This is a genomic window from Pandoraea sp. NPDC087047, assembly GCF_044745225.1.
Taxonomy (GTDB): domain Bacteria; phylum Pseudomonadota; class Gammaproteobacteria; order Burkholderiales; family Burkholderiaceae; genus Pandoraea.
Genome location: NZ_JBIUZU010000006.1, coordinates 260,828 through 286,174, shown reverse-complemented (window position 1 = coordinate 286,174; position 25,347 = coordinate 260,828). Strand labels below are relative to the sequence as shown.

The 25,347-nt window shown below is 64.7% G+C and carries 25 protein-coding genes; 7 read left to right on the top strand and 18 right to left on the bottom strand.

Translation table 11 applies throughout. From position 1 onward, the window contains the following. Nucleotides 1-10 precede the first annotated feature (10 nt). From ACIPHM_RS13805 to lhgO, 4 genes are all read left to right on the top strand, one after another. Nucleotides 11-1,030, top strand: a complete 1,020-nt coding sequence (locus ACIPHM_RS13805) for a TRAP transporter substrate-binding protein (protein WP_400328776.1) — start codon at nucleotides 11-13, stop codon at nucleotides 1,028-1,030. 94 nt (nucleotides 1,031-1,124) lie between these two features. Beyond that, the gene (locus ACIPHM_RS13800; protein ID WP_400328773.1) at nucleotides 1,125-2,987 is read left to right on the top strand and encodes a TRAP transporter large permease subunit; all 1,863 of its coding nucleotides are present in this window, start codon (nucleotides 1,125-1,127) and stop codon (nucleotides 2,985-2,987) included. Between the two features lie 71 nt (nucleotides 2,988-3,058). Continuing rightward, complete coding sequence (locus tag ACIPHM_RS13795) at nucleotides 3,059-4,114, top strand: alcohol dehydrogenase (protein WP_400328770.1); 1,056 nt, start codon at nucleotides 3,059-3,061, stop codon at nucleotides 4,112-4,114. A gap of 16 nt (nucleotides 4,115-4,130) precedes the next feature. Then, nucleotides 4,131-5,384, top strand: coding sequence for an L-2-hydroxyglutarate oxidase (lhgO, locus tag ACIPHM_RS13790; RefSeq protein WP_400328768.1), 1,254 nt, complete (start codon nucleotides 4,131-4,133; stop codon nucleotides 5,382-5,384). On the opposite strand, the gene ACIPHM_RS13785 is transcribed toward lhgO, so the two are convergent. The 4 genes from ACIPHM_RS13785 to ACIPHM_RS13770 all read right to left on the bottom strand — a co-directional run bounded on the left by ACIPHM_RS13785 (nucleotide 5,354) and on the right by ACIPHM_RS13770 (nucleotide 10,457). Next, a complete protein-coding gene (locus tag ACIPHM_RS13785) occupies nucleotides 5,354-6,187 on the bottom strand; it encodes a GyrI-like domain-containing protein (protein ID WP_400328765.1) in 834 nt (277 codons plus the stop codon). The genes lhgO and ACIPHM_RS13785 overlap by 31 nt on opposite strands. Nucleotides 6,188-6,370: 183 nt before the next feature. Beyond that, complete coding sequence (locus ACIPHM_RS13780) at nucleotides 6,371-7,237, bottom strand: hypothetical protein (RefSeq protein ID WP_400328763.1); 867 nt, start codon at nucleotides 7,235-7,237, stop codon at nucleotides 6,371-6,373. A gap of 10 nt (nucleotides 7,238-7,247) precedes the next feature. Further along, nucleotides 7,248-8,759 carry a hypothetical protein gene (locus ACIPHM_RS13775; protein WP_400328760.1) on the bottom strand — a complete coding sequence of 504 codons (1,512 nt, stop codon included), beginning with the start codon at nucleotides 8,757-8,759 and terminating at the stop codon, nucleotides 7,248-7,250. Between the two features lie 30 nt (nucleotides 8,760-8,789). After that, nucleotides 8,790-10,457, bottom strand: coding sequence for an OmpA family protein (locus tag ACIPHM_RS13770; protein ID WP_400328759.1), 1,668 nt, complete (start codon nucleotides 10,455-10,457; stop codon nucleotides 8,790-8,792). Nucleotides 10,458-10,896: 439 nt separating this feature from the next. Here ACIPHM_RS13770 and ACIPHM_RS13765 point away from each other — a divergent pair, with 439 nt between their 5' ends. Continuing rightward, nucleotides 10,897-11,070: a hypothetical protein gene (locus ACIPHM_RS13765; protein ID WP_400328758.1), complete on the top strand. Its 174-nt coding sequence runs from the start codon at nucleotides 10,897-10,899 to the stop codon at nucleotides 11,068-11,070. 38 nt (nucleotides 11,071-11,108) lie between these two features. Here ACIPHM_RS13765 and ACIPHM_RS13760 read toward each other — a convergent pair whose 3' ends face one another. Together ACIPHM_RS13760 and ACIPHM_RS13755 are read right to left on the bottom strand one after the other, a co-directional pair. Beyond that, the gene (locus ACIPHM_RS13760) at nucleotides 11,109-11,954 is read right to left on the bottom strand and encodes an anti-sigma factor family protein (RefSeq protein WP_400328756.1); all 846 of its coding nucleotides are present in this window, start codon (nucleotides 11,952-11,954) and stop codon (nucleotides 11,109-11,111) included. Then, nucleotides 11,951-12,478: an RNA polymerase sigma factor gene (locus tag ACIPHM_RS13755; RefSeq protein ID WP_400328754.1), complete on the bottom strand. Its 528-nt coding sequence runs from the start codon at nucleotides 12,476-12,478 to the stop codon at nucleotides 11,951-11,953. The genes ACIPHM_RS13760 and ACIPHM_RS13755 overlap by 4 nt, the downstream gene beginning before the upstream one ends. 202 nt (nucleotides 12,479-12,680) lie before the next feature. Here ACIPHM_RS13755 and ACIPHM_RS13750 point away from each other — a divergent pair, with 202 nt between their 5' ends. Together ACIPHM_RS13750 and ACIPHM_RS13745 are read left to right on the top strand one after the other, a co-directional pair. Then, entirely contained in the window at nucleotides 12,681-13,772 is a 1,092-nt protein-coding gene (locus ACIPHM_RS13750) for a catalase family peroxidase (protein WP_400328751.1), read from the top strand. Then, nucleotides 13,769-14,320 (top strand): cytochrome b, encoded by a 552-nt coding sequence (locus tag ACIPHM_RS13745; RefSeq protein WP_400328749.1) that lies wholly within the window; start codon nucleotides 13,769-13,771, stop codon nucleotides 14,318-14,320. The genes ACIPHM_RS13750 and ACIPHM_RS13745 overlap by 4 nt, the downstream gene beginning before the upstream one ends. A 9-nt stretch (nucleotides 14,321-14,329) precedes the next feature. Here the strand turns inward: ACIPHM_RS13745 and ACIPHM_RS13740 are convergent, their stop codons facing one another. From ACIPHM_RS13740 to gspG, 12 genes are all read right to left on the bottom strand, one after another. Beyond that, nucleotides 14,330-14,740, bottom strand: coding sequence for a lytic transglycosylase domain-containing protein (locus ACIPHM_RS13740; RefSeq protein ID WP_400329100.1), 411 nt, complete (start codon nucleotides 14,738-14,740; stop codon nucleotides 14,330-14,332). Nucleotides 14,741-14,845: 105 nt separating this feature from the next. Then, complete coding sequence (locus tag ACIPHM_RS13735; protein ID WP_400328746.1) at nucleotides 14,846-15,556, bottom strand: type II secretion system protein; 711 nt, start codon at nucleotides 15,554-15,556, stop codon at nucleotides 14,846-14,848. A gap of 13 nt (nucleotides 15,557-15,569) precedes the next feature. Continuing rightward, nucleotides 15,570-16,118, bottom strand: a complete 549-nt coding sequence (locus ACIPHM_RS13730) for a type II secretion system protein (protein ID WP_400328744.1) — start codon at nucleotides 16,116-16,118, stop codon at nucleotides 15,570-15,572. Between the two features lie 8 nt (nucleotides 16,119-16,126). Beyond that, on the bottom strand, nucleotides 16,127-16,639 hold the full coding sequence (locus ACIPHM_RS13725; protein ID WP_400329097.1) for a type II secretion system protein: 513 nt from the start codon (nucleotides 16,637-16,639) through the stop codon (nucleotides 16,127-16,129). Nucleotides 16,640-16,671: 32 nt separating this feature from the next. Then, nucleotides 16,672-18,822 carry a secretin N-terminal domain-containing protein gene (locus tag ACIPHM_RS13720; RefSeq protein WP_400328741.1) on the bottom strand — a complete coding sequence of 717 codons (2,151 nt, stop codon included), beginning with the start codon at nucleotides 18,820-18,822 and terminating at the stop codon, nucleotides 16,672-16,674. Further along, the gene (locus tag ACIPHM_RS13715) at nucleotides 18,819-19,505 is read right to left on the bottom strand and encodes a hypothetical protein (protein WP_400328738.1); all 687 of its coding nucleotides are present in this window, start codon (nucleotides 19,503-19,505) and stop codon (nucleotides 18,819-18,821) included. The genes ACIPHM_RS13720 and ACIPHM_RS13715 overlap by 4 nt, the downstream gene beginning before the upstream one ends. Beyond that, nucleotides 19,502-20,080, bottom strand: coding sequence for a hypothetical protein (locus ACIPHM_RS13710; RefSeq protein WP_400328735.1), 579 nt, complete (start codon nucleotides 20,078-20,080; stop codon nucleotides 19,502-19,504). The genes ACIPHM_RS13715 and ACIPHM_RS13710 overlap by 4 nt, the downstream gene beginning before the upstream one ends. Beyond that, nucleotides 20,065-20,610, bottom strand: coding sequence for a hypothetical protein (locus tag ACIPHM_RS13705; protein ID WP_400328734.1), 546 nt, complete (start codon nucleotides 20,608-20,610; stop codon nucleotides 20,065-20,067). Before ACIPHM_RS13705 ends, ACIPHM_RS13710 begins: the two co-directional genes overlap by 16 nt. Continuing rightward, complete coding sequence (locus ACIPHM_RS13700) at nucleotides 20,607-21,452, bottom strand: hypothetical protein (RefSeq protein ID WP_400328731.1); 846 nt, start codon at nucleotides 21,450-21,452, stop codon at nucleotides 20,607-20,609. The genes ACIPHM_RS13705 and ACIPHM_RS13700 overlap by 4 nt, the downstream gene beginning before the upstream one ends. Then, on the bottom strand, nucleotides 21,445-23,103 hold the full coding sequence (locus tag ACIPHM_RS13695) for a GspE/PulE family protein (RefSeq protein WP_400329094.1): 1,659 nt from the start codon (nucleotides 23,101-23,103) through the stop codon (nucleotides 21,445-21,447). The genes ACIPHM_RS13700 and ACIPHM_RS13695 overlap by 8 nt, the downstream gene beginning before the upstream one ends. A 65-nt stretch (nucleotides 23,104-23,168) precedes the next feature. Further along, nucleotides 23,169-24,395, bottom strand: a complete 1,227-nt coding sequence (locus tag ACIPHM_RS13690) for a type II secretion system F family protein (protein WP_400328728.1) — start codon at nucleotides 24,393-24,395, stop codon at nucleotides 23,169-23,171. A 33-nt stretch (nucleotides 24,396-24,428) separates the two neighbouring features. Beyond that, nucleotides 24,429-24,887 carry a type II secretion system major pseudopilin GspG gene (gene gspG, locus ACIPHM_RS13685; protein ID WP_400328725.1) on the bottom strand — a complete coding sequence of 153 codons (459 nt, stop codon included), beginning with the start codon at nucleotides 24,885-24,887 and terminating at the stop codon, nucleotides 24,429-24,431. Between the last annotated feature and the right edge of the window lie 460 nt (nucleotides 24,888-25,347).

The window sequence follows — 25,347 nt, the reverse complement described above, 5'->3', positions numbered from 1 at the left end:
GGAGCCCATCATGATTTCGCAAACGCGTAGAACGCTGCTCAAGGTGGCAGCCGTTGCCCCGCTGGCGGCATCCTTGTCCGCGCCGACACGTCTGCTGGCGGCGCAGACCTATACCCTGAAGCTCGGCACCGACGCGCCGGCCGGTCATCCGGTAAACACCGCGATGGCGGCCGCCGCGCAAGCCATCAAGGCGGCCACGAGCGGTCAGGTCGAGTTGCAGGTCTTCCCGAACAACCAGCTCGGCAGCTCGACCGACCTGATTACGCAGGTGCGGGCGGGCGCGATCCAGTTGCTGTCGACGCCTACGTCGGTCCTCTCGGCACTCGTGCCCGCGGCGGCGATTTGCGGCGTCGGTTTCGCGTTCAACGACTACGACACCGTCTGGAAGGCGATGGACGGTGACCTCGGCGCCTATATCCGCGCACAGATCGCCAACTCGAATCTCTACACCATCGACCGGATTCAGGACAACGGCTTCCGCCAGATCACAACGAGCACGAAGCCGGTCAAGGGACTGGCGGATCTTCAGGGGCTGAAAATACGCGTGCCAGTCAGCCCGCTGTGGACTTCGCTCTTCTCGGCGTTGCAGGCCGCGCCCACGAGCATCAACTTCTCGGAGCTTTACTCCGCCTTGCAGACCAAGGTGGTCGATGGGCAGGAGAACGCGCTTCCCATCATCAACTCGGGGAGGTTGTACGAGGTTCAGAAGTACGTGTCGAACACGAATCACATGTGGGACGGGTATTGGGTCGTTGCCAACAACGCGGCTTTCAATGCGTTGCCGCCGAATCTTCGTACGGTCGTCGAGCAGCAGTTGCGCGCGGCCGTGATGAACCAGCGGGCCGAGATCGCCAGCCTGAACAAGTCGCTGCAAGCGAAGCTTCAGTCGAGCGGCATGGTTTTCAACGACGTCGACACGGCTGCATTCCGCGCTGCCCTGACGAAGGCGGGTTTCTACGCCAACTGGAAATCGAAGTTCGGCAATGAGGCGTGGGGGATTCTGGAGCGTTACTCGGGCAAGCTCGCCTGAAGGAAACGGCCCCAGCGGCCGGGCAGGGCGACGCCATCGGGCGTCGCGCGCACCGGCTGCCCCCATCGACGCACACATGAGATGAGGTGTTCCCATGGATCACACGCTACGTGTTTCGCATGCCGGCGCGAGTTCGATTGCCGGCAAATGTGAGGAAGGACTGGTCCGGCTGCTTTACGTCATTACCGGCGTATTGCTGGCGGTCGAAGTGGTACTGCTGGCCGCGGGCGTGCTGGCCCGCTACGTGTTCGACAAACCGATCGTCTGGTCGGACGAACTGTCCTCGATTCTGTTTCTCTGGTTGGCTGTCTTTGGCGCGTGCATCGCATTCCGGCGCGCCGAGCACATGCGAATGACGTCGTTCAGCGCCCGTGCCAGCGAGCGCACGCGGCAGTTTCTGGAGATCATGTCGGTCGTCATTCCGATGGTGTTCCTGTCGTTCGTGATGCCGTCGGCCTATGACTACGCATCCGCACAAGCCTTCATGACAATGCCCGCACTCGAAATCTCGGGTGTCTGGCGCGCTGGCGCATTGCCGGTGGGCCTGGCGCTCATGTGGCTGTTCGGCCTGCTTGAGCTTGTCCGGCATCGCCATATGGCGTCGGTTGGCATCGCGCTTGTGCTCTGTGCCGTCGCCGCTTATGCACTGCATCTCGGCACGCCGCTGTTCGCCGCGCTCGGCAAGTGGAACCTTGCGATCTTCTTCGTCGGTTTCGTCTGCGTGGGCGTTTTCAGCGGTATTCCGATTGCGTTTTGCTTCGGGCTGGCCACGGTCGCCTATCTCCAACTGACGACGCCGGTCCCGTTGATGGTGCTGATCGGGCGTCTCGACGAAGGCATGTCGCATCAGATCCTGCTGGCGATTCCGCTCTTCATCTTCCTCGGTTATCTGATGGAAGCCACCGGCATGGCGCGGCGTATCGTCGAGTTTCTGGCGGCGTTCGTGGGGCACCGCAAGGACGGGCTGTCGTTCGGGCTCATCGGCGCGATGTACATCGTGTCGGGCATCTCCGGTTCGAAGAGTGCAGACATCGCGGCCGTCGCACCGGCGCTGGTGCCCGAGATGCGACGCCGGGGCGAAGACGATGGCGAGGTTGCCGCGCTGCTCTCGGCAACGGGCGCGCAGACGGAAACCATTCCGCCGAGTCTCGCGCTGATTGCCATCAGCTCGGCGGCCGGGGTGTCGACGTCCGCGTTGTTCACCGGGGGCATGATGCCGGGGGCGGTCATGGGGTTGATTCTGTGCCTGTATGTCTGGTGGCGTAAGCGCGGAACGCAGGTGGCCGGTGTCAAGCGGGCCGGCGCGCGCGAAATCGTGACCAAGCTGATGATGGCGTTCCCGGCGCTGGTGCTTCCGTTTCTCATCAAGTCGGCGGTCGTGGAGGGCGTGGCGACGGCCACGGAAGTCTCGACCATCGGTATTTTCTACGCCATCGTCTACAGCCTGATGCTCGGCGGCGGGATGTCCTGGTCGGTCGTGGGCCGGATGTTCGTTCGCACGACATCGCTTGCCGGCGCCATTCTGTTTATCGTCGGCACGGCCACGTCGATGGCCTGGGCGCTCACGCAATCGGGCTTCTCGCAAGACCTGGCCGGTGCGCTGTTGCATTTGCCCGGCGGCGCCGCGACGTTCTGGGTCGTGAGCATTGCGATCTTCGTCATCATCGGCAGCGTGCTGGAGGGCATTCCGGCGATTGCGCTTCTCGCGCCGCTGCTCTTGCCGATCGCCAAGGGGCTGTCCATCAACGAGGTTCACTACTCGATGGTCATCATTCTTTCGATGGGGATCGGCTACTTCGCGCCGCCGTTCGGCATCGGTTACTACACCACTTGCGCCATTTCGGGCGTGGCGCCGAACGCTGCCGTCAAGCCGATGCTGGGTTTCATCGCCGTGCTCTCCGTGGGCGTGGCGATCATTGCCGCGGTGCCGTGGATATCGACCGGATTCCTTCACTAAGGACCCGTGGCGGCGTTGCCTGAAACACAACGCTTACGACTCACAAGACCTTCCAGGATTTACCTTCGTTTATGGACAGCTATCAAATTACTCGCTTTGCACAACCGCTGGAAAAGCGCAGCTACCCGACCCCGGCGCTCAAGGGGCGCGAGGTGCTCGTGAAGGTGCAAGCGTGCGGCGTCTGCCATTCGGACCTGCATCTATGGTCTGGCTACTACGACCTCGGTGGCGGCAAGCGCATCTCGCTCACCGATCGTGGCGCGACGCTGCCCTTCACCATGGGGCACGAAGTCGCGGGGGAAGTCGTGGCGGTCGGTCCGCAGGGCGATGCGTCGGCCATCGGCCGGTTCGGCGTGGTCTATCCGTGGATCGGTTGCGGACAATGCGACGCCTGCCGAAGCGGGCACGAACTGAGATGCGAGACGCCGCGCACCATCGGCACGCGCAAGGACGGTGGCTACAGCAACTACGTCGTGGTGCCGGATGCCCGCTATGTCGTCGGCTACGGCCCGCTGGACCCGCGCGTAGCGGCCATCGCCGCCTGTTCAGGGCTGACGGCCTACAGCGCCATCTGCAAATTGCCCCCGTTGACGAAAGACGATCACGTGCTCGTGATCGGCGCTGGCGGTGTGGGTCTTGCCGCGGTCAGCCTGCTCTCGCACCTGACGCCGGCCAGGATTGTGGTGGCCGACATTTCGGAGGCCAAGCGCCAAGGGGCGATTGCCGCCGGCGCGTCGGCTGCCGTGAGCAACGAGGACGAAGCGCGTTGCACCGAAGCGGTCAAGGCGATTTGCGGGGGCTCGCCGCGTGCGGTGATGGATTTCGTCGGCACGCAGAGCACCGGACAGATGGCGCTCGGCCTGCTGGGGCGCGGCGGACACATGATCGTCGTGGGGTTGTTCGGCGGGGAGATCGCGGTCTCGATCTCGATGCTGGCCATGCGCAACATCACGATTCAGGGCTCGAACGTCGGTACGCTCGAGGAGCTGGAAGACCTGGTCGAACTGCTGCAGGACGGCAGGATCGAGCCGGTGCCGATTGCCAGCCGCCCCATGTCCGAAGTGAACGACGTGCTCGCCGAGTTGCTGGAAGGCCGGGCGGCGGGTCGCATCGTGCTGGCCCCCTGAGACGGGAGCGGCCCAGATGATTTACGACTATTGCGTCATTGGCGGCGGCATCGTGGGGCTGGCGACCGCGATGAAGCTGCTGGAGGCGGAGCCGGGAGCGTCGCTGGTCCTGCTGGAGAAGGAGAACACGCTCGGCGCCCATCAGACGGGGCACAACAGCGGCGTGATCCACGCGGGTATCTACTACACGCCGGGCAGCCTGAAGGCGGAGCTTTGCCGACGCGGCGTGAAGGAGACGAAAGCGTTCTGCGACGAGCACGGCATCCCTTATGAGAACTGCGGCAAGCTGATCGTGGCCACCAACGAGTTGGAGGTCAGCCGCCTCGAAGCGCTGGAAACCCGCGCGCAGCAGAACGGCATTGGCGTGAAACGGCTCGGTGCCAAGGCGTTGCGTGAGCGCGAGCCGAACATCGCGGGGGTGGAGGCGATTTTTGTCAGGGAGACGGCCATCGTGGACTATTTGGCCGTGTGCAAGGCAATGGCCCGCGTGGTGGTGTCGCGAGGCGGGCAGGTCGTGACAGGCGCGAAGGTCGAGGCCATTGCAGAAGAGGCCGGCAGCGTTGTCGTCGACACGGGCGATGCGCTGTATCAGGCGCGCAAGCTGGTGGCTTGTGCGGGCTTGCAGTCGGATCGCATCGCCCGTATGGCGGGGTTGCACGCAACGCACCAGATCATCCCGTTTCGGGGCGAGTACTACCGCTTGCCCGAGCGCCGAAACGATATCGTCCAGCATCTGATCTATCCGGTGCCCGACCCTGCGCTGCCGTTTCTGGGCGTTCACCTGACACGAATGATCGACGGCTCGGTGACGGTGGGTCCCAACGCCGTGTTGGGCTTTGCTCGCGAAGGCTATGGGAAGTTCTCGTTCAATCCTGTGGATGTGGCCGAGTTTGTCCGCTTTCCGGGTTTCTGGAAGACGATGCGGGCGAACATTGGTCACGGTCTGCGTGAAGCCCGCAACTCGTTGTTCCGGAGTGGCTATCTGCAAGAGTGCCGCAAGTATTGCCCGTCACTGGTGCTCGACGATCTGACGCCGATGGAAGCGGGGATTCGTGCGCAGGCGGTGGCCGCTGACGGCTCGATGATTCACGACTTCCTGTTCCTTGAGACGCCCCGGATGTTGCATGTCTGCAATGCGCCGTCGCCTGCGGCAACGTCGTCGATACCCATCGGGGAAATGATCGCGAGCAAGGTGGTGGCGAGCCGCCGAAGCTCGGCGGCCACGCCGTTCAATCGGGCTTACTTCACCGGCAAACAGATGCGGGTTTGAAGCTGCGCCGCCGGGGTCGAGCGGGGATCGTTGAGATATTGCTCGAACATCGGAAAGTCGGCGGGCTCCAGCCCGCTGTTCGGCAGCCACGCCGAGAAGAGCCAGTTGTACGGTTTGCTCATCTCGTTGTACGGCCCGGTGTAGGTCAGCACGGCACAACGTCCGGCCGGGATCTCGAAACGCTCCAGATCGCTTCCGACGTCGGCGTCGGGGGCCACCGACACGCCCGCGAGGGAGCGCAGTTGCGCCACGCTCACCTGCTCCGGGTCGTCGAAATAGACGCCGAAGCCGGTGGCGTCCGGCTGGGCAAGGCCGTGCGCGGCCGCCAGCATGAAGGCGCGTACGAAAACGGGGCCGATTTCCTGATAGTCACCGTTGTGCCGGAGCACGGCGAGGGTGGTGGCGGGAAACGGCTCGACTGAGATCGGATACATGGTCATCTCCTGGGGATCGATGGGTCCGGAGCGAGCGTCGCGGTAGCGTCCCGGCGGCATGCCGAAGAACGCACCGAAGGCCCGGTTGAACGCAGCGTCCGACGTATAGCCGGCGCGCGACGCCACAACACGCATTGAATCCTCCGACTCCGCCAGGTCCAGCGCCGCACGGTGCATGCGAATGCGCTGCACCGTGGCGCTCACCGTCTCCCCGAGCAACGCGCGGTAGACACGGTGAAAGTGATACGGCGACAGACAGGCCAGCTCGGCGAGGTGGTACAGGTCCGGGGTGCTTTCCGGATGACTGGCCAGCCAGCGCAGCACAGGCTCCATGTGTCGGGCATATCGAAGACGGGTCTCGGGTTTCATTTGCGCTCCTTGGACGCCAATGTATCGATAGGCGCTTTGCCGATTTTGCGGTTTTGCGGAGGTTGACGGGCAGGATGTCCGGCGATTGTAGCGTTGCAGAAACGATTTGCCGGACGCAGAAACGACAAACGGCTGCCGGAGGAGGGCAGCCGTTTCGAGACGTCGAAGGGAAGACGTCCTGCGTTACTTGATCGGGCTGAGCAACGCGGGCATGCCGAACTCCACCAGTCGGGCGTGGCTCTTGTCGAAGAAGCCTTGCCAGAAGGTATGAAGGGCCTCGAGCGCTTGCGGTGTGCGGTAATTCAGCGCGCCTTTGCCCCCGCCCGCAGGTTCGGGAACGATGCCCGCGCCCATCACGTAGACGTCGGCCCCGGCGAAGTCCGCTTGCACATTGGCCTTTTCAACCTTGTGCGCTTCGTCGGCCGGATTGATCTGCCGCATCCGGTCCTTGGCGTAGAAGCTCGTGATCGACGAGTTCTCCAGCATGTCGGAGACGACCAGTACGGTTTTCGTCGCCCCCGTGGGCTCGTCGCGAATTGCCTTCGATACAGCCGCCAGGCTGCTGAGCACGTCCGATTTCGCGAGGCTGTCGGTGCTGCCTGCGATCGCCTCGCCCACGGCTTTCGCTGCGAGCTTGGTGCCATAGGACCATTGCGACTTCAGGCAGGCGTCGAGCGCCTTGAGTTTGCCCACGGCTGTGGCGTTGCGCACCGACGTGTCGGTCAGCGGGGGTTCTAGCGTGCCGCTGCCGAGCGGTTGGAGATAGCGCCCCTGCGAAAACGCGGAGAAGCTGAAGATCCGGAAGCGCGTGCCGGGCACGACAAGCGCTTGCAGTTGGCGGCCCAGCGCATTGGTGAGCGCCGCGTCGAGCACGGTCGTCTGGTCAATGACGACGAACAGCTCACGCTTGACCGATTGCGCGGGTAAGGGCAATTGGTTGGCGGCGTAGCAACTCGGAATCTCGCCGGACTGCGCGTGCGCCGCACTGGCGAGCGCCAGCAGGCACACGCCGGCCACGCCCGCCGCGCGGCGCAAAACTTGAATCAACATGGGCGCCTCCTCAGAGCAGGTTGTCGAGTTCGGCGCGCTCGGCGGCGGCCTTCTGGCTGGCCTGCGCTTCACGCTCGGCACGGTCGGCGGCTTCCCTGGCGGCCTTGCGTTCCCCCAGTCGACGCGTAATTTCGGCACGCACGTCGCCCGGCTGGCTCTGAATCAACGCAATCGCTTCGTCGCGTCGCGATGCGGCGGTCAGCTTGTCGATCTGCGCGAGAATATCGTCCAGCGAGGGCTGTACGGCAATGTCCGTATGGTTGGCAACGTCGTCTGTAGCGGGCAGGTCCTGCTTGGTGGGGGTGTGGCCGCGACGGCCTTTCTGCTCGAACGCAACGAGATAGTCGTCAAACGTGTGGCGCAGTTTCAGGCCTTCGTTTGAGCTGCGTTCGCTCATCTTCTGCTGAAGCGCCTGAAGTTTCGACTGTGCAACCTGAATCATCGGCGTGAAGAATGCCTGATAGTCGTCGTAGGTCGAAAAGCCAAGCGTGCCTTTGAAGGCAGCCTTGCTCTCGCGGCCAGCGAAGCCCCAGCGATAGCCTGCCGTAATGCCGACGAGCTGCGTCACTGCGAAGATGAAGGCGAGCATCAGGAAGGCTGCCATGCCTTCGTCCTTATAGGCAGCGTGGCCGTCGGCGGCGGCTTTTGCGTCGGCCTTGGCCTGACCTTCCACGATTTCGGCCGGCAGGCTTTGTCCGAGCTTCTCAAACGGGTTGGTGCCCGAAGCCTCGGCGGCCGGCGCCATCAGCGCAGTTTGCGCGGTGCGCTCGGCGTCCAGGTGCTTGACCCGCATGTACGTCGAAATGAACGAGACGACAACGATGATCAGCACGGCCGCGGCGACCAGAATATAGCTGCGCTTGCCGCCGATCCGATTCACGAGTTGTTTGTATTCCGGTTCGTTGTCATCGATGTGTTGCGGGTCGTTGAGCTTGATGTTCTTGGTGACGAACTTGCCTTCCTGCCCCTCGCCGCGCCAGTCGATGTCTGCGTTCCGGATCAGATTGCTTTTGTAGAGCTGGTGTCCGGCGCTGTGCATGACGAAAACGAAAATCACGCACAACACGAAAACGATCGCCCACATCAGCATCTGCCGGGCGTTCTCGCTGCCGCCTTCGCCGGCCATCCACGTGCCGAGCATGTACGAAAAGCCGAGGCCTTCCGCGAGCACGAGAACGAAGAGCAAGCCCATCATCCAGGCGGGCGTCGGCGTGCGGCCGAGGTCGTGCGCCTTGGAGAGGTACGTCAGGCGCTTCTCGAACTCCTCTTCCGGCGTGTAATGAATGAACTGCTTGTAGGCGTCGCACAGCGTACGCTCGGACAAGGTCCATGTCTGATCTTTGCTGTAGCGCGTGGAATCCTTGGACAGCCGTGCGATCTTGCCGATCACCGGCAGGCCGTACCAAAAGTTCATCAGCATGAAGTCGATCTGAAACTTCCGGCTGAGATAGATCGCCAGCACGATGACCAGCGAGATGGCGCTATAAATCGTCGCCAGATTATTGTTGACCCATTGAAGCATGTTTTCCCCAGAAGTTGATGTTTGGTCTTCTTATTTGGTGCGGACCATCGTCGGATTGAATGCTGCCGAATAGCCGACCCCGTCGCGGTCATAACGCAGCCAGGAACCCGTTGCGCGGTCCGGCGTGCGATTGGCGATGACGATGTCGAGACACTTGACGTCTTCCGTATTGACGAAGACGCGATACAAAATGGCTTTGTCGCCTCGATACGTATTGACGTCGGAGACCACGCGCAGGTCGGGCTGTGCGCGACTCGCTGCTTCGGCGTTGCGGTACACGAGCACCGTAGGCTTGCGTGCCGGGGCGCCGCCGTCGCGCAGTACCGCCACGCCGGTCAGGGCGACGAGATTGCCGTTGACGTTGTCCGTCCAGCTCGTGTTGTAGAGGCCAGGCATGTACTCCGCCGTATCGATGGGCCGGTCGGTGCGTAGCGATTTCACCGCGTTGGCGGCGCGAGGGCGATCGCGGTCGCAGCGCGCAATGGGCACGGCTGCCGTCGCAGACTTGATGAAGAAGCCCGACGGACTGTCGAGCTTGCCGAGTTCGAATCCGGCATGCGTGTCGTTGGTCGGGTTGCCGCCGAAATTCCAGGGAGTGCGCGACGCCCTGGCGGCCTGCCCGGGACTGGCGGACGCCAGTGGCGCAGGGGGGCTGGCGGGCTTTGCCGCAACGTCGGGAGTGGGCGCCGTCGTCGATCCCGATGAGGGTGCCGAAGCAGGTGCCGACGCGGACTTCACCGTATTCACGGCATTCGCATTCGCGCTCGTGTCGCTGCCAACTGCGGCCCCGCCAGTCGTCGCCTTCGTGCTGGCCTTTTTCCTGGGGGCCGCGCTTGCTGTCCCTCGGCTCGCCAGAGCGCTGGCGGTGAGCGTCGAGGCGCGTGAGCGTTCAACAGGCGATGCCCCGGTTTCCTGCTTCTCGCGGTAGAAAGCGATGTTCGGTTGACGCGCGGCCAGATAGCGTTCGAATGTGGCCTGATCGATCAGGTCGACGATTTCCACGCGCCGGTTGCGAGCTCTTCCGGATTCGTCGTGGTTGTCCGCAACGGGAAGCGTTTCCCCGGCGCCCTGATAAAACAGTTGAGCGTCCGGAATTCCGGCGGCCTTGAAAACGTCGGCGACGGCGCGCGCACGTTTTTCCGACAGGTCGGCGTTACCGGACGAACTGCCGGTGTCGTCGGTGTGCCCGACCAGCAGAATGCGTTTGGTCTTGAGCGCCTCCACGGCCGCACGGTCTTCTGCCGAGCTTTTGGCGGTGAGCTTGGTCGACTGCGTTGCGTAGGAGTACTGGCTCGCGATCTCGGCAAAGTAAGCGCGCGCCTCGGGCTGCAAGGTGGCGGAGCCGCTGGTGAACTGGCCACGCCCGGTGGCTTCCTGGTCGACGACCGAGACCGACAGCCCGGCCTCTTTCCCGCCTTGTGTGCCGCCCTGCGCCGAGGTGTCCTGCAACGTCACCACGGTCATTTCGAGGTTGTGCGCCTTGGCCACCTTGGCCAGTTCGCAACGTCGCCGGTCGATATCGGAGCCGATCAGCGCACCCACGCCCGCGCCCAGTCCGGCGCCGATCAGGGTGCCCACCGTCCGGTTCTTCGGCGCGATCACGTTGCCGAGGATCGCGCCTGCGACGGCCCCCACCGCAACACCGATATTGCGGGCGTTGTTCGAGCACGGATCGTCACTGGCGAACGTGTCTTTCATGAAGCCGCCCGGGGTGCCGGGGGTGGTGGCACAACCCGTGACGAAAACGGTCGAGGCGAGCGCCAGGGCGGAAAGGCGAAGTGAAGAGGATCTTCGGCATTGCGAAGTCACTGCAACGTATCTGGTCGTTGTCATTGTCTGGTCTGTCAAGATCGCACCGCTGAATTCGATGAAGACCCCGCATAAGCGGGGCCATCTGCGAACTCAGGCCGAACTGACGTTTACGGCCATGCAAACAGATACTTAACCGTGAAATGTGTCGGCCTACTGAATTTAGGAGGGGGTGGGGCGTGAGCTGACGGGGCAGTCGGGGAAATGTGGAGGGAAATTGAAAGAAAATGGGATGACTACCATTTTGGTAGAAAATAGACCTCTAAGGTTTATAATCGCCTCGCGCCACGCAGACCGGCCGGATGCCGATGCGCGACTTTCCCGGAGCGTGGCAGACGCTTACGCCAACCGGCACCTGCGCGTGACGAGCGCATTCACGGGCTTGTGCGCCAGCGCAATGCTCGCCATTCGCGCCGACATGAAGCGCGAATGGCGCGCCCAGATCGTGCGCACCGCGATGGACACGCTGGGGCACGATCCCAAGACCTGGGAAGCGAAGTAGCCGCGGGCGTCTGCGCCCGCCTCTATGGCTGCGACGAACTAACGCTGCTCCCTCCCGCGCCCTTCCAACTGGGCGTAGACGGCCTGCGACAGGCCCATCAACGTCTCGCGGTCGATGCCGCCCGAAATGGCGTAACCGAACGTCTTGTCGACCCAGTAGAAGACGCTGACGGGGCCGTCCTCATAGAAGCGGAACGCGGCGGGTTGCCCGTCGATGCCGGCGGGCGAAATGCAAACCGTGATGCGCTCTCCGGCGTCGTTGCGATACATGTATTGCACCACGCGCTCGTCGCTATCGGGCAGCACCCGTCCGCCGCTTAGCCGGAACCCTCGCGGCGTGAGGTCGGGTGCGCGGGCGCCGGTATCCAGACGTGCGGCAATCCACTGCGAGAAGTGGGCTTCGGTCTGACCGTCCATACCCGTTGGGCGCTGAATTTCCGGCATGAACACGACGTGGGCAATTGCGGCCCGCTTTGCGAAGCGGGCGGCGCTGTCCGTCATCGCACTGCGTTGCACCGCGTTATCGCGCATCGCCATATCGGACGTGACAGGCATGAGTCGCCCTGACCACATGCGATGCCCTTGCACGCCAATACCGATACCGATGACCAATGCCGCGGCCATGCCCGCAAACCGCGACCCGTTGGCAGCCGACAGGCGGCGATGCTGCGACGGTTGCAGCCGGGGAGGTATCGGCTCGTCCAGCACGTCGTCGTAGCGCGCATGCAGCGCGCGCTTGAGCGCGACGAGTTCGCTCACGGCGGCGGCCAGTTCCGGATCGGTGGCGAGCGCCTTGTCGAGTTCCGCACGCCGTGCGGGCGGCAGTTCGCCGTCCACGTAGGCGTGCAGTTCGGTGTCGTCTATCGGGCGATTCTGTTCGTTCATCGCACCACCTTCAGCTTGGCAGGTTGGCCGGCCGGGGCGCCCCCGGACATCAGTTCGCGCAATCGCTGTCTGCCGCGCGACAGCCGCGACATGACGGTGCCGATCGGCACTTGCAGCGACGCCGCAACGTCCGCGTAGCTCATGTCTTCCAGCCCGACGAGCAGGACGATGGCGCGCTGCTCGACCGGAAGATGTTGCAGCGCCTGATCCAGATCGCGGATTTCCAGACGACGGGCCGGATCGACCGGCACGGCGACCTCGCGCTCGACGAGGTCGGTTTCGTCCAGTGAGACGTGTGAGGCTTGCGCGCTGGCGCGGCGCCGCTGATTGAGAAACAGGTTATGCATGATGGTGAAGAGCCATGCGCGGACGTTCGTGCCCGCTTCGAACATCGTATGGCGGCTCAGCGCGCGCTCCAGCGTGTCCTGCACGAGGTCGTCGGCCAGATCGGCGTGTCCCGTCAACGCGCGCGCATAACGCCGCAGGCGCGGGACATGGTCGTACAGCTGGTCACGGATATCCATGCTGTCAGGGATTTAGGGCGGTGAGCGGGGCTATATCGGGTCAACACCTTCGCGAGACGGCTTATTCCATTCGTTGGAAAAAATTGCGCACGATAGCGGAATAAGGCTTCCGGGAATGTGTTTTACCGTGAAGGCACATCCCCGTTCGGCCGATCCGAACGATCCGAACGAACCCCACGACGCCATCATAAGGAGCCTATCCGTGACTGAACCTTCCTCGCCCGCCCCGAGGCCCATCTGCGTGCCCTGCCGGGCGGCGGCCATTGTGGCTGTCGTCGGTGTGCTTGCGGGCGGTTTCGCCTACGCCGCTGGTTGGCTTACACCACAGCGGCTGAGCGCAGACATGGTGATCGACACCTTCGAGTCGAACGCCGGCATCCACGAGGGCTTTCGCCGTAATCACGCGAAAGGCCTGTGTGTCGACGGTTATTTCGAGAGTAATGGAAATGGCGTCGCGCTGTCCAAGGCGGCTGTCTTCGCGCCGGGCCGCACGCCCGTCACCGGTCGGTTCGCCATTCCCGGACCGAATCCGACGGCGTCCGACAACAGCGTGCCGATTCGCAGCATGGCGCTGATGTTGACGCTCGCTGACGGCGAGCAATGGCGCATGGGCATGAATACCACGCCGCTCTTCGCCGTGCGCACGCCGCAGGAGTTCTACGAGCAACTCGCGGCGTCGCGCCCCGACCCGGCGACGGGCAAGCCCGATCCGGCAAAACTGCAGGCGTTCTTTGCCGCGCATCCCGACACGCAGCCGTTCCGCGATTGGGTCAAGGGGCATCCGCCGTCGTCGAGCTACGCCAACGCGGCGTATTACGGCATCAACGCGTTCTATTTCGTCGATGCGCATGGCCAGCGCTCCGCCGTGCGCTGGTCGATGCAGCCCGAGCTGCCGTTTGACGTCGTGTCGGATAAGGAGAAAGGCGAGGCCAACTATCTGGCGGCCGAGTTGTACGACCGTCTGCAAAAAGGGCCGGTGCGCTGGCATCTGTTGCTGACGGTGGCCGAGCCCGGCGATCCGATCGACGACGCCACGCGTCAATGGCCCGCCACGCGCAAACAGGTGGACGCCGGAACGCTGGTGCTCTCGCGCGCATCGTCGCAGGACGATGGCGCCTGCCGCGACATCAACTTCGATCCGACTGTGCTGCCCGCGGGCATCGAGACGTCCGGCGATCCGCTGCTCGCCGCGCGCTCCGCCGCGTATGCCCTGTCGTACAAGCGCCGCACGCGCGAGGAAGCCCTGAATCCTGCGCAGCATGCCGAGACTTCCCACGAGGCCCGTTCACGATGAATCGTCCCCATCTTCACTTCAGTCCCGTTCAACGCTGGTTGCATTGGAGCATGGCGATTGCGATGCTGGCCATGCTGTTCATCGGCGTCATCATGGTCAGCACACTGTCGCAGGCCCACTCGACGCTGATCGCCTTGCATCGGCCGCTGGGCATCGCAATTCTCGCGCTTGTCGTGATCCGGATCGGCGTGCGTCTGGGGCGGGGGAGTCCGCCGTTGCCGGGTAGCTTGCCGTCGGCGCAGAAGCGTGTCGCCTATGCGTCGCACGTGCTGCTCTACGCATTGATGTTGCTGATGCCGTTGATCGGCTGGGCGATGGTGTTGGCGGGCGGCTATCCCGTGACGCTGTTCGGCGCGATCCATTTGCCGCCGCTGGTGCCGGCCGACGCTCGCCTGTTCGCGCTGCTGCGGGCGTTGCACTCGTGGCTGGCGTTTGTGCTGTTCGCGCTGGTCCTCGTGCATCTGGCGGCGGCGCTCATGCATGGCCTCATCAAGCGTGACGGCGTGTTCTCCAGCATGGCGCGCGGCGATCGTTCGGGAGGGCGGTGACCGGCGCGTTCATCGCGGGTTTTCGCGGGCATCCTTGATGGCGTTCAGCTTCGTGGCGATTCTCGCGGCGTAGGCATCGCGCAGTGCCGGTGTGGCGGAATGATAGGCGCCGATGGCGGCCCACGTGTTGCCGTATTTTGCCATCTGACGTTGCAGATGCCACGCCGCGATGTACACGCTTTTGCACGGCACCATGAGATCGGCGGTGCCGATACCGAAGCGCGCCAGCGTTTCCAGATGCACCGAGTTGATCTGCATGAGGCCGTAATCGACCGAGCCGTTGGTGTTCGTGCGGCGCGCGTCGGGACGGTTGTTCGATTCCTCCCACGCAATCGCCCGCAGAACGTCGGCGTTCACATGGTGATAGGCGGCCGCGTCGTCGAAGCAGTCGGCCAGGGCGGGGCGGCTTGCGCAAAGCATCGCGGCGGTCGCGACTGCAAAGGCCAGCAACGTTCGCAGACCTGCGCGACGCAGCGCGAACCGGCGGGCGGGCTTATCCGTGTTGATGAGGCTCGGGCGCATGGGTCATGGGAAGGGTGGGGTCGTTGGGGACGGTGAGAGTGGCGAAGACGACAATCCACCCGGCGAATTTCCTGACGGATTGCCCGAATTGGCGTTCGACGAATTGCCAAAGGCATTGCCGGACGAATTACCGAATGCGCTCCCGAAGGCATTGCCAAGCGGATTGTTGAGCGAGTCGTCGAGCGGCGCGCCGGGGCCGGAGGCGGGCAACGGTGTCGAGGGCAGGACAACCGGCGTTGCCGTGGCGGCCGAGAAACGCCAGTCGTAGTAATGCGTTTTGCCGGCGAAGGTGCCGAACGGCTCGTCGAAGTGCGCCGTCTTGAGCGGTGTGGCGGACGAACGGCTATACACCTCCAGCACGCCTTTGTCGGTCGTTATATACCTTATGCCCCAGTCCGTGCTGCCGGTAATCGGGTCTGCGAAGATCTTGCGCAAATAGCGATGCGGCGTCGGAAAGCGGGGATCGAGCAGCAGGGCGGCGAGGTTGGGCGGCTGAGGCAACTGACCGGCGGGCGTCGCGTCGGCATAAGCACGCAGCGCGTCGCTGAACTGCGCGCCGATCTCCAGCAACTGTGCCTCGCGCGCGGCACGCTGCCACAGCGCGCCCACTTGGATCGTGAGCGCCGCGAGCAGCCCCAGCACCGCCACGAGAATCAGCAGGCCCACGTAGGTGAACCCCGCTTGCGTGTGGGGAGGGCGACGTTTAGCCACCATGCGGGAGCGGCGTTCAATAGTCCGCATACGCCTTGCCTGCCGGGTCGGTGCCCGTCGCGCCGCTCTTCACGCAGCAGATACCCTTGTCCTCGACGACCGGAATCGCTCCCGGAGGCGGCACCGGCGTGGAGGCGCCGAAGCGCGCGGCCTCCTGCGTCGCGCGCGACGTTGCCACAATCTGCGCACTCGGATCCTGCGCGGCATTTTCCGCTGGCGTCATCGTGATCCAGGTGGTGTCGCTGCCGGTCACCGGGTCTTGGGGTATCGCCCGGAGGTATTTGCGCTCGACCAGCTCCGCCAGGTTGACCGGGTAGTGGCCGGTGTCGTCGTAGTACTGGTCGATGACTTTGCGCAGAGTGCGCAGATTCTCCGCGAGCACGGTGTTTTTCGCCTTGGTGATGGCGGGCACGTAGTTCGGGATCATCAGCGTGGCGAGCGTGGCGATGATGGCCAGCACCACCAGCAACTCGATGAGCGTGAAGCCACGATGGCGGCGATGGATATCACGAGTCGCACGGAGGCGATGGAACCGGCGGGCGCGAATTCTCGGAGCGATGTTCATGGCCGGGGTCACCAGAGACGGTACGGCACGCCGTTCAGGCTCACGCCCTGAGACAGCGTGTACACGTCGTAAATGTCCTCGCCCTCGGCGGGAGAATCGGGCGGGCTGGCGTAGCTGCGCTTGCCCCACGTCTGCGAATCGGTGAGCGAGTCGTCGTTGTTGAACGGATCGCGCGGGATACGTCGCAGGAAGTACTGAAGCCGACGCTTCGGATCGCGCATGTCGGGCACGCCTTGCACGAGGATTTCGAGCGACGGCGGATATCCCGTCTGCGTTGCCTTCTTCTCCATGTGACCGGTGTCCCAGGCGCGCTTGTAGGCGTCGATAGCGTGACGGATCTCGCGCAGATCGCGCGCGAGCTCCTGTTCCTGACGACGCTGCACTGCCAGTTGCGAGACGGGCACGGCCAGCGCGGCGAGCATCGCCATGATGGCGAGCGTGACCAGCAACTCGATCATCGTGAAACCGCGCTGGCGCACGCCGGACGGACGACGTCCGGCGGTGTGCGAGCGGCGGCGCATGGGATGCATGTGACGCATGTGACGCGTGCGCATCAGCGCGGTGCCTGGGCGCCGCCCACGGGCACCGGCTGCTGTGACGAGAGCGGCACCGGATCGCTGGTCGGGCCGAGCGCGGTGGTGGCGGGGGGCGTGGGCGCTGGTACCGGGTTCCCCGGCGGCGGCGCAACAGCTCCGCCGGCTTGCGGCGCGGCTGACGGCGGTGGCAACGGCGCGAGCGGGGCAGGGGGGGCCGCGGAGCCAGGGGCCGCCGCTGCGGGCGCAGCGTGCGAGGCTTCGTACAGCGAGAGCCCGTTCGCCGCAATCGCGGCGCCACCCGCGCCCGAGGTCGTCATGACCACGCCCGGGGCGGTTGTGGCTTGCGGACGCGGTGTGGTGTCCGGCACCGCCGGTGCCGGACGGCGGCGGAAGTTGCCTTGCGTGCCGGACAGGAATTCGGTGGCGCTCTCAGCCGGGCGCGAAACATTACGCACGATGTGCGGCGTGATCGACAGCACGATCTCGGTCTTCTGGTCGTTGTTGGTCGTATTGCCGAACAGACGTCCGAGAATGGGGAAGTCGCCGAGGCCCGGAATCTTGTTGCCCGACGTTTGCTCCTGATTGTTGAGCAGACCGGCGAGCACCTGATTTTCCCCGTCCTTCAACTGGAGGACGGTCGAGGCCTGGCGCGTGCCGATCTGGAACACGGTGCTGCCCGAATTGGTGGTGGTCTTCGCGCCGAGACTGCTGACTTCCATCGAAATGCGGATGCCGACCTGATCGTTCAGATAGATGGTCGGCTCGACGTTGAGCGTGAGGCCCACGTCGATATAGCTCACCGACTCCGAGGCGAAACCGCCCACGCCCGCCCCGACGGTCGTCGAGATAACCGGCACCTTGTCGCCGATCAGGATCTTCGCCTTCTCCTTGTTGCGCACGCGAATGCGCGGGTTGGCGAGGATATTGGTGTCGCCGTCGGTCGCATTCAGATTGACGGTGGCCGTGGGCGACCCCACGCCGAGAGAGTTGCGCGTGGGCGAGAGCAGGTCGGCGAGGGTGAGGGTCGTGCCGTTCGAGGCGATGGGCGAGAGCGACACCGTCGACGGCCACTGAATGCCGAGGTTTTGCAGGCGGCTTCGCGTGATTTCCATCACTTCCACGTCGAGCACCACTTCCGGCTCGGCGCGATCCTGAATCGCCACGATCTGCTCCGCGACCGTGATCGCCTCGGGTGTGTCGCGCACGATCACCGCGTTGAGCTTTTCGTCGACCACGATGTCGGTCGACTTGGTGAGTGTCTTGAGCGACGCAGCGACCAGCTTGGCGTCGGCGTTGTTCAGGAAGAAGGTGCGCACGACCATTTCCTTGTACTCGCGCACCTTGGCGGGCAGGTTCGGGTAGATGAGCAACGTGTTGTTGTCCATCACCTGCTGTTCGAGCTGGTTGGTCACGAGCAGGAAGTACAGCGCCTGCTCGACGGTGCTGTTCCTGAGCGCAATCGAGACCTTGGTGTCGGCCTTCAGATCTTTGTCGAAGACGAAGTTCAGGCCCGAGCGCTGGGCGATCACCTGAAAGACTTGCCGCAGCGGTGCGTCGCGAAACTCGATGGACATCGGCTGACGGAACGCATCGGAGAGTTCCGCACTGAGTACCGGTTGCGCCGCGCGCGATTCGACTTCGGCCAGCATGGCGCGCGCCGCGTCGTTCTCGGGACGCTCGCGCAAGACCTGATCGAGCAATTTGCGCGCGGCGTCGTAACGCCGCTCGTCCATCGCAATCGACGCCTGCTTGATCATGTTCTGGTGCCGCAGCAGGGCGTCGAGCGTGCGCACGTCGGCTTTGGCCTTCTCGTTGTTCGGGTCGAGATCGAGCGCGCGCTTGAACCAGGGGCGCGCCGCCTGAAACTTGCCGGCGTTCATCTCCTTTTCCCCTTTGGCGATGAAGTCCAGCAACGTCTTGTCGCGCGCGTTGAGGTAGACCAGACGGTACTCGCCATTGGCCGGGTCGCGGCTGCTGGCTTCCTGCAACTTCTTGAGGCCCGCTTCGGGCTGGTCGTGGGCGAGCAGGTCGCGCCCGTCGCGCAGCGCCAATTGTGCGGCGCAGCCGGACAGGGCGACGAGGGTGAGCAGGGCCGCGCAGCGACGCAGGTGCACGCGGGAGGTGCTGACGGTGTGCAACGCATGGGGTGAAGGGACAGGCAACTTCACTGCGCGCCTCCGATATCCAACTCTTGCTGCTGGTTCATGGGGATGTAGATGAGCGACAGGCGAGGCGGCTTGATCGACGCGACGCGATATACGTCGTCGACGACAGAGTTCTCATGCACGATGAAGGTCTTCTCGCCACGCGCCAGATAGACCTCCCAGGCCCCGGCCGACTGCGCCTTGCCGAGATAGGTGAACGGCATCGGCGGCGCGGTGGGCGGCAGTGGCGCGATGGGCACGGGAGCGGAGGACGGGGCGGGCGGCGGCGGGCCCCAGTTCTGGCTGACGAACAGGCGCTGCGCGGCGGGCGTGTCGCCCTCGCTGGCCAGGTTCTCACGCGGCGTCGGTGGCACGATGGTGGCGGCGTCGACGCTCGGCCCGCTGCCCGCCACGAACGCGCGCACCTGCTCAAGCAACTCGCGACGCTCGGCGGCGGCATTCGCTGCGGCGTCGGCATCGACGTCTGCATCTGCGTCTGCATTCGCGTCGGAAGCCACCTTGGGCCTCACCGAAGCCACCGTCTGACCGGCGGGCGATGGCGCGTGAGGGCGCGCGTGCGTCACGGGCGCGGCGATGGTGGCCGTCGACGAAGACGACGGAAAAAACGGCAGCAATGACGGGTCCACCAGCGCGGCCACAACGCTCGAGATCAACGAGCCCCACAGGAGCAGACGTCGGCGCGTCATGGCGCACGCACCGGGGCGTCCCGGAGGTAAAGCGTGAAGCGCACTTGTGCGCTCACGGCGGCGTCGCCAATCGCGTCGCGCTTGAAGTTGATGTCCTGCAAGGCGGCGAAGGGCAGCGTTTTCAGCACGTCCAGCACGAAATGCCAGATCGCGTCGTAGTTGCCCTTGAGCGGCAGCGCGATCTGGCACGTCGCCACGTGCGCGGCCGCGTCGTAGCCGTACTGGTATTCGCCCTGCCTGAGCGTGAGCCCGTTCTGTTTGGCCAGATCGAAAAGCAGCTTGATGTGCAGATCGTTCTGACGCCGGTTGCCCAGCGTTTCGAAGAACGCCAGCAGATGGGCGTCGACCGGCGCCACGCCGAACGATGCCGCGGCAGAGCGACGCGCGCCAACGACCGCCGAGGCAACGGACGACGTACCGTCGCGCGTGAGCGCCCAGCCGAATGTGCCCAGCGCGACGAGCGCGCAGAGCAGTAGCGCGAGCGCTGTAGTGCGTGCCGCACCGAGACGCGTGAGGGCAACGCGCACGGTGAGCAGCGGCGCGGCGGGCAGACGTGCCGTCAGCGTGCGGCCCATGTGGCCTCCAACTGAAAGCGGATGGGACGATTGATGTCCTGATCGTTGATTTCGTGATGCGTCAATTGGACATCGGTGAAGAAGGGCTGCTCGTGCAGCACGCGCAGGTAGACGATCATGTCGTCCGGGCTCGTGGTCTCGGCCGTGATGCGCACCGAATGCCGGTTCAGGTCGGGCGCGAGGGAGAGCAGCGCCACGTTGGGCATGGCGCAGGCGTCGAGGGCGTCGCGCAATTCGCGCCACGGCAGATTAAGCGTGCGGGCGATCGCATTGATCGCGTTGGCCTGCGGCACCGCTATGACGATCGGCGCGACGGGCGGGTTGGCGCGGGCGTGGGCGGCGTCGCGCTGTGCGATGCGTTGCGCGAACGCTTGACGAGCCTGCTCCCGAGCGTAGACCCGATAGCCGAGCACGGCCGCTGCCATGGCTATCGCGACGGCGAGCGCCAGCACCGCACACCAGCGTGGCGACAGGTGCCGCAACGTGCGCTGCCAGCCGCGCGGCGCGAAATCGATGGCGATACGCGTCATGCGAGTCCCCCTCCTGTCGCGAGGATCTCGGTGGCTTGCCAGTCGTGCGCGGCACGGTCGGCGGCAGGCGTGAGGATGTTCACGTTCAACGCGACGGAAGTGACGGGCGCGGCGCACACGTCGCTCGGCACCGTTGCGCACAGGTGCAGCGTTGTGGCCGGGGCCATGCCCGTGAGCAGGGCTGTCCGGGCGAGCGTCTGCGCCAGCCAATGCCTGTCGTGCTCGGCAGGGACAGGCACGTCATGCATCGCTCGCAAGCGCATGTGCGCGCCGTCGGTTATGCCGACGCGCATCAGGCTGTCGTGCATCACGGCAAACCAGCCGGGCGCGCGGTATTGGTGTTGCCAGCGATTCCACGCGCTCACGAATTGCGGTGCGAGGCTTGTGACGGGCACGCGGCACGCCTGTGCCGTCACGCTCAGCGTGTCGACGAGGGCGCGCGGCAGCGCGACGGTGCAAAACGGATGCGACACCTGCCAGTCCCCCGCGATGTGCCACCGCTCGGGTGTCTCGCCGAACAGGTTCGCGAAACGCAGCATGGCGGCGCCTTCGATGTCGGACAGGCGTGTGGCGCCGGCAGGCGGTGTGGTCATCCACAGCCGGGCAAGCCGGTCGTCGACGACGATGTCCAGCGTGGCGCGGCGCGTTGCGTGCCGGCTCAGCATGTCGTGTACGGCGTCGCGAAGGGCCGCCACGAAGGCGTCGCCCGCGTCTTCGCTCGGGCCGGTGAGCGGTGCCGTGTCCAGCACGCGCCACGTCTGCGTCTTGCGTTCGTGCAGTACCAGGCTCACCGCGTCGCGCGATACGCCCAGGTGCAGGGATTGCGCTCGCCACTCACGCATTTGTCGTCACCCGCCGGACTTCCTCCAGCGTGCTGTCGCCAGCGCGCACCAGCATGAGCGCCGCATGGCGCAGGCTGCGCGTACCGTTGGCGTGCGCCGCCGCCTTGATCTGGCGGATCGGGCGCTTGTCCACGACCAGTTCGCGAAGCTCGTCGTTGAGCATCAGGATTTCGGCAATCGAGCGGCGCCCCTTGTAGCCCGAGCCCCGGCAGTGTGGGCAGCCTGTGCCGCGCATGAAGCGGAAGTCGACGACGTCCGCGCGCGTGAGCCCAACGCTGGCGAGCTCGGCGTCGTCGGGCGTGGGTGCGTCTTCCCGGCAATGCGGGCAGTTCACGCGCATGAGCCGTTGGGCCCAGATGCCGTTCAGCGCCGAGACGAACGCGTAGGGATCGATCCCCATGTGGTTGAAGCGGCCGAACACGTCGAACACATTGTTCGCGTGCACGGTGGTGAGCACGAGGTGGCCCGTGAGTGCCGACTGCACGGCGATCTCGGCCGTCTCGCGGTCGCGGATTTCGCCGACCATGATCTTGTCGGGGTCGTGACGCAGGATCGAGCGCAGCCCCTTCGCGAACGTCAGCCCCTTCTTCTCGTTCACGGGAATCTGCAGAATGCCCGGCAGTTGATACTCCACCGGGTCTTCGATGGTGATGATCTTCTCGCGGCCGTCGTGAATCTCGGTGAGCGCGGCGTACAGCGTGGTTGTCTTGCCTGAGCCGGTCGGGCCGGTGACGAGCAGCATGCCATAGGCTTCACGCGCCAGCGCCCGCAGACTCACGAGCGACGCCGGATCGAACCCGAGCGCTTCGAGCGTGAGGGCGCCGTAGGCCTCGACCATGGCGCGTTTGTCGAGAATACGGATCACGGCGTCTTCGCCGTGAATGCTCGGCATGATCGACACGCGCAGGTCGATGTCACGGCCCGCGGCTTCCACGCGGAAGCTGCCGTCCTGCGGAACACGCCGCTCGGCGATGTCGAGCTCTGCGAGCACTTTCAGACGCGAAATGGCCTGTTCGGCCAGATCGGTGCCACGTGCCGACGCTGCATGATCGAGCACGCCGTCGACGCGATACTTGATCGCGAGTCCCGTCGCCGTGCTCTCAAGGTGGATGTCCGACGCCCCTGCCTTGAGAGCGTCGTAGAGCGTGGAGTTGACGAGCTTGACTGCCGGGCTCGCGCCTTCTGCCACGCTGGCGAACGACAGCCGGGTCGATGTGCGGTCGCTGCTCGCGCTCTCGCCGTCTCCCGACACCACGTGATCGATGGCGCGGGCCGTCTCTTCCTGCTTGGCGAGATAGGCCTGGAGGTCGTCGCGCAATGCCAGCGCGAAGGTCGGTGCGGATGTCGGTGCCGAAGGCTGCACGGCGCACGACGACGCGCGTGCGCTCAGCCATACGCGCAGGTCCAGATCGAACGGATCGCCGACGACACCGACGAGCGAGCCGTTCGCCCCCGAGAGCAGCACGCAATGACGCTGCAACGCTTGCGAGAGCGGCACGAGGTCGAACGCGGGTTTGACGGCGAGCATGTCGGACAGGGCCATCACCGGCAGGCCGAGCTGTGTGCCGAGCGCCAGCACGACGTCGCGCAGGTCGCCGCCCGCCACGGTGTGCAGCGCGCTGACGAGGTCTTGCCCCGTTTCGCGCTGCATCTCGCGTGCGCGCGCCACTTGAGCGGCGTCGATGAGCGTGTCGGGAGGACTGAGGTCGATGGCGCTCACGAAAGATCTCCGGCCAGATCGAAGATCGGCATGTAGAGCAGAATCACGATGGCGCCGACGACGAGGCCGATGGCCGCCATGAGCACGGGCTCGAACGAGCGCGTGAAGCGGTCGATCCAGCGATCGATTTCGCCGTCGTAAAACGCGGCCGATTGGGTGAGCATCGGGCCCATCTCCCCGGTACGCTCGCCCACGCGCAGCATGCGCAGGGAGATCGGCGTGGTGAGGCCCGCGGCTTCGAAGGCGGCGGACAACGGCGTTCCGGCATCGACACTCGCGGCGGCAGCCGCCAGCGCCGCGCGCAGATTGACGGAAGCCATCGGTTGCACGGTGGCGAGCGCGCGCAGGATCGTGATGCCGCCTTCGAGCAGCATGCCGAGCGTCAGATACACACGCGCCAGTTCATAGATGCGCACGCGCTCGCGCAGCACGGGAATGCGCGAGAGCAGCAGCACCACGCCACCGCGGCGTTGCAGTCGTCGCCACAACCCGACAAGCCCGATCACGAACGCCCCCTGTGCCGCGAGGAAAAGGGGGGTGTGGCCGCTCACGAGTTGACCGAAGTCGAGCATGAGTTGCGAGGCGAACGGCAATTGGCGGCCCGCCCCCTGATACACCTCGGCAAAGCGCGGTACCACGTACATCATCAGGAAGAAGCTCACGGCGCCGCCAACCGCCATGAGAATGCACGGATAGATGGCGGCGCTCACGACCTTGTTGCGCACGCTGTCGACACGTTGCTGATAGTCGACGTACCGGGCGAGCGAGCGGGGCAGATCGCTCGTGCCTTCGGCGGCTTGCACGATACCGACGTAAAGCGGCGGGAAGATGCGTGGCTGCTCCGCGAGCGCTGCGGAAAAGCGTTTGCCGGACGAGAGACTTTCGAGCAGGCGGTGCAGGCATTCGCGCACGCCCGGGTTGCTCTCCTTCTCGTGCAGCGCCTGCAACGATTCCACCACGCCGAGCCCTGCGTTCACGAGCGCGAGCAACTCCTGGCTGAAGAGCACCAGCGAGAGCTTCTTCGCGCCGGTCACGCCTTTGCCGCCTTTTCCGGCAGCGAAACCGAAGCCGAACCGAAGCGGGGACAGGCGCACGGCGCGCACTTCGCTCACGAAGCGGCCGTCGTCCCGCGCGCGGCGGCGTGCGTCCTCGGGGCTATCGGCCTCGATGCGAAGGGTCTCGATCGTTCCTTGCGGGCCAATCGTGCGAACGTCGAAAAGCATGCGACGGTCAGGGGGCGACGGCGTCGGCGACGCTTATTGCGACACGATGTCCGCGTCGTCGCCCGTGCCGCCGGGCTGACCGTCGCGGCCATACGAAATCACTTCGTACTCACCCTTCGCGCCGGGCGAGTGGTACTGGTACGCATGACCCCACGGGTCGAGCGGGATCGCCTTTTGCAGATACGGGCCGTTCCACGCGGCACCGGCGGAAGTGGGCGCGACCATCAGCGCGTTGAGACCTTCGGCCGTGCTCGGGTAGCGACCCACGTCCAGACGATAGGCGTCGAGCGATTTGGAGAACGCATCGATTTGCGCCTTGGCCACCGTCACTTCGGATTTTCGCAATTGGGCGAAGTACTTCGGCCCGACGTAAGCCGCGAGCAGACCGATGATGACCACGACTACGAGCAATTCGAGCAGCGTGAAACCTCGCTGGGCGCGGCGTTGGCGCACGGCAGGGGAGCGGCGGCGGACTGACAGGCGAAGTTTCATGACGCGTTGACTCGTAGTGAATGAGACAGCGGATCGTTCGCCGAAATAACAGAACCTACAGGCCCCTGAAAAATGGCGAGCGTATCCGAGCCGAACAGAATGCGGCCGCACGCATCATCGTGGAATTGCTAAGGGTCGGGAAGATGCGAATCGCTCAGCAGTGAATTGCAAAAAATTCAGCGCGCACGAACGCGAAGAAGACAGGGATCCGAATGTCGGGGTGCATTTACCGGATCGTGGGTGGTTTGTCCTACAGCGCGGATTTGAGGATTTTTGCGCTGCATCCAAACCCGCCTTGTCAGTGCTGAAGCCGCGGGAATTTCACCGTTTCGGTGCTCGGCAAGCGTATGTCTCGCGAGGTCTTTTCAATGAAAACTACTAAAGATACTCGTGAAAATTCCACGGGACAAAGCCAACTTAGTATTGCGCCCGAAGTGGGTCAGACCACGGAAACTCGTTC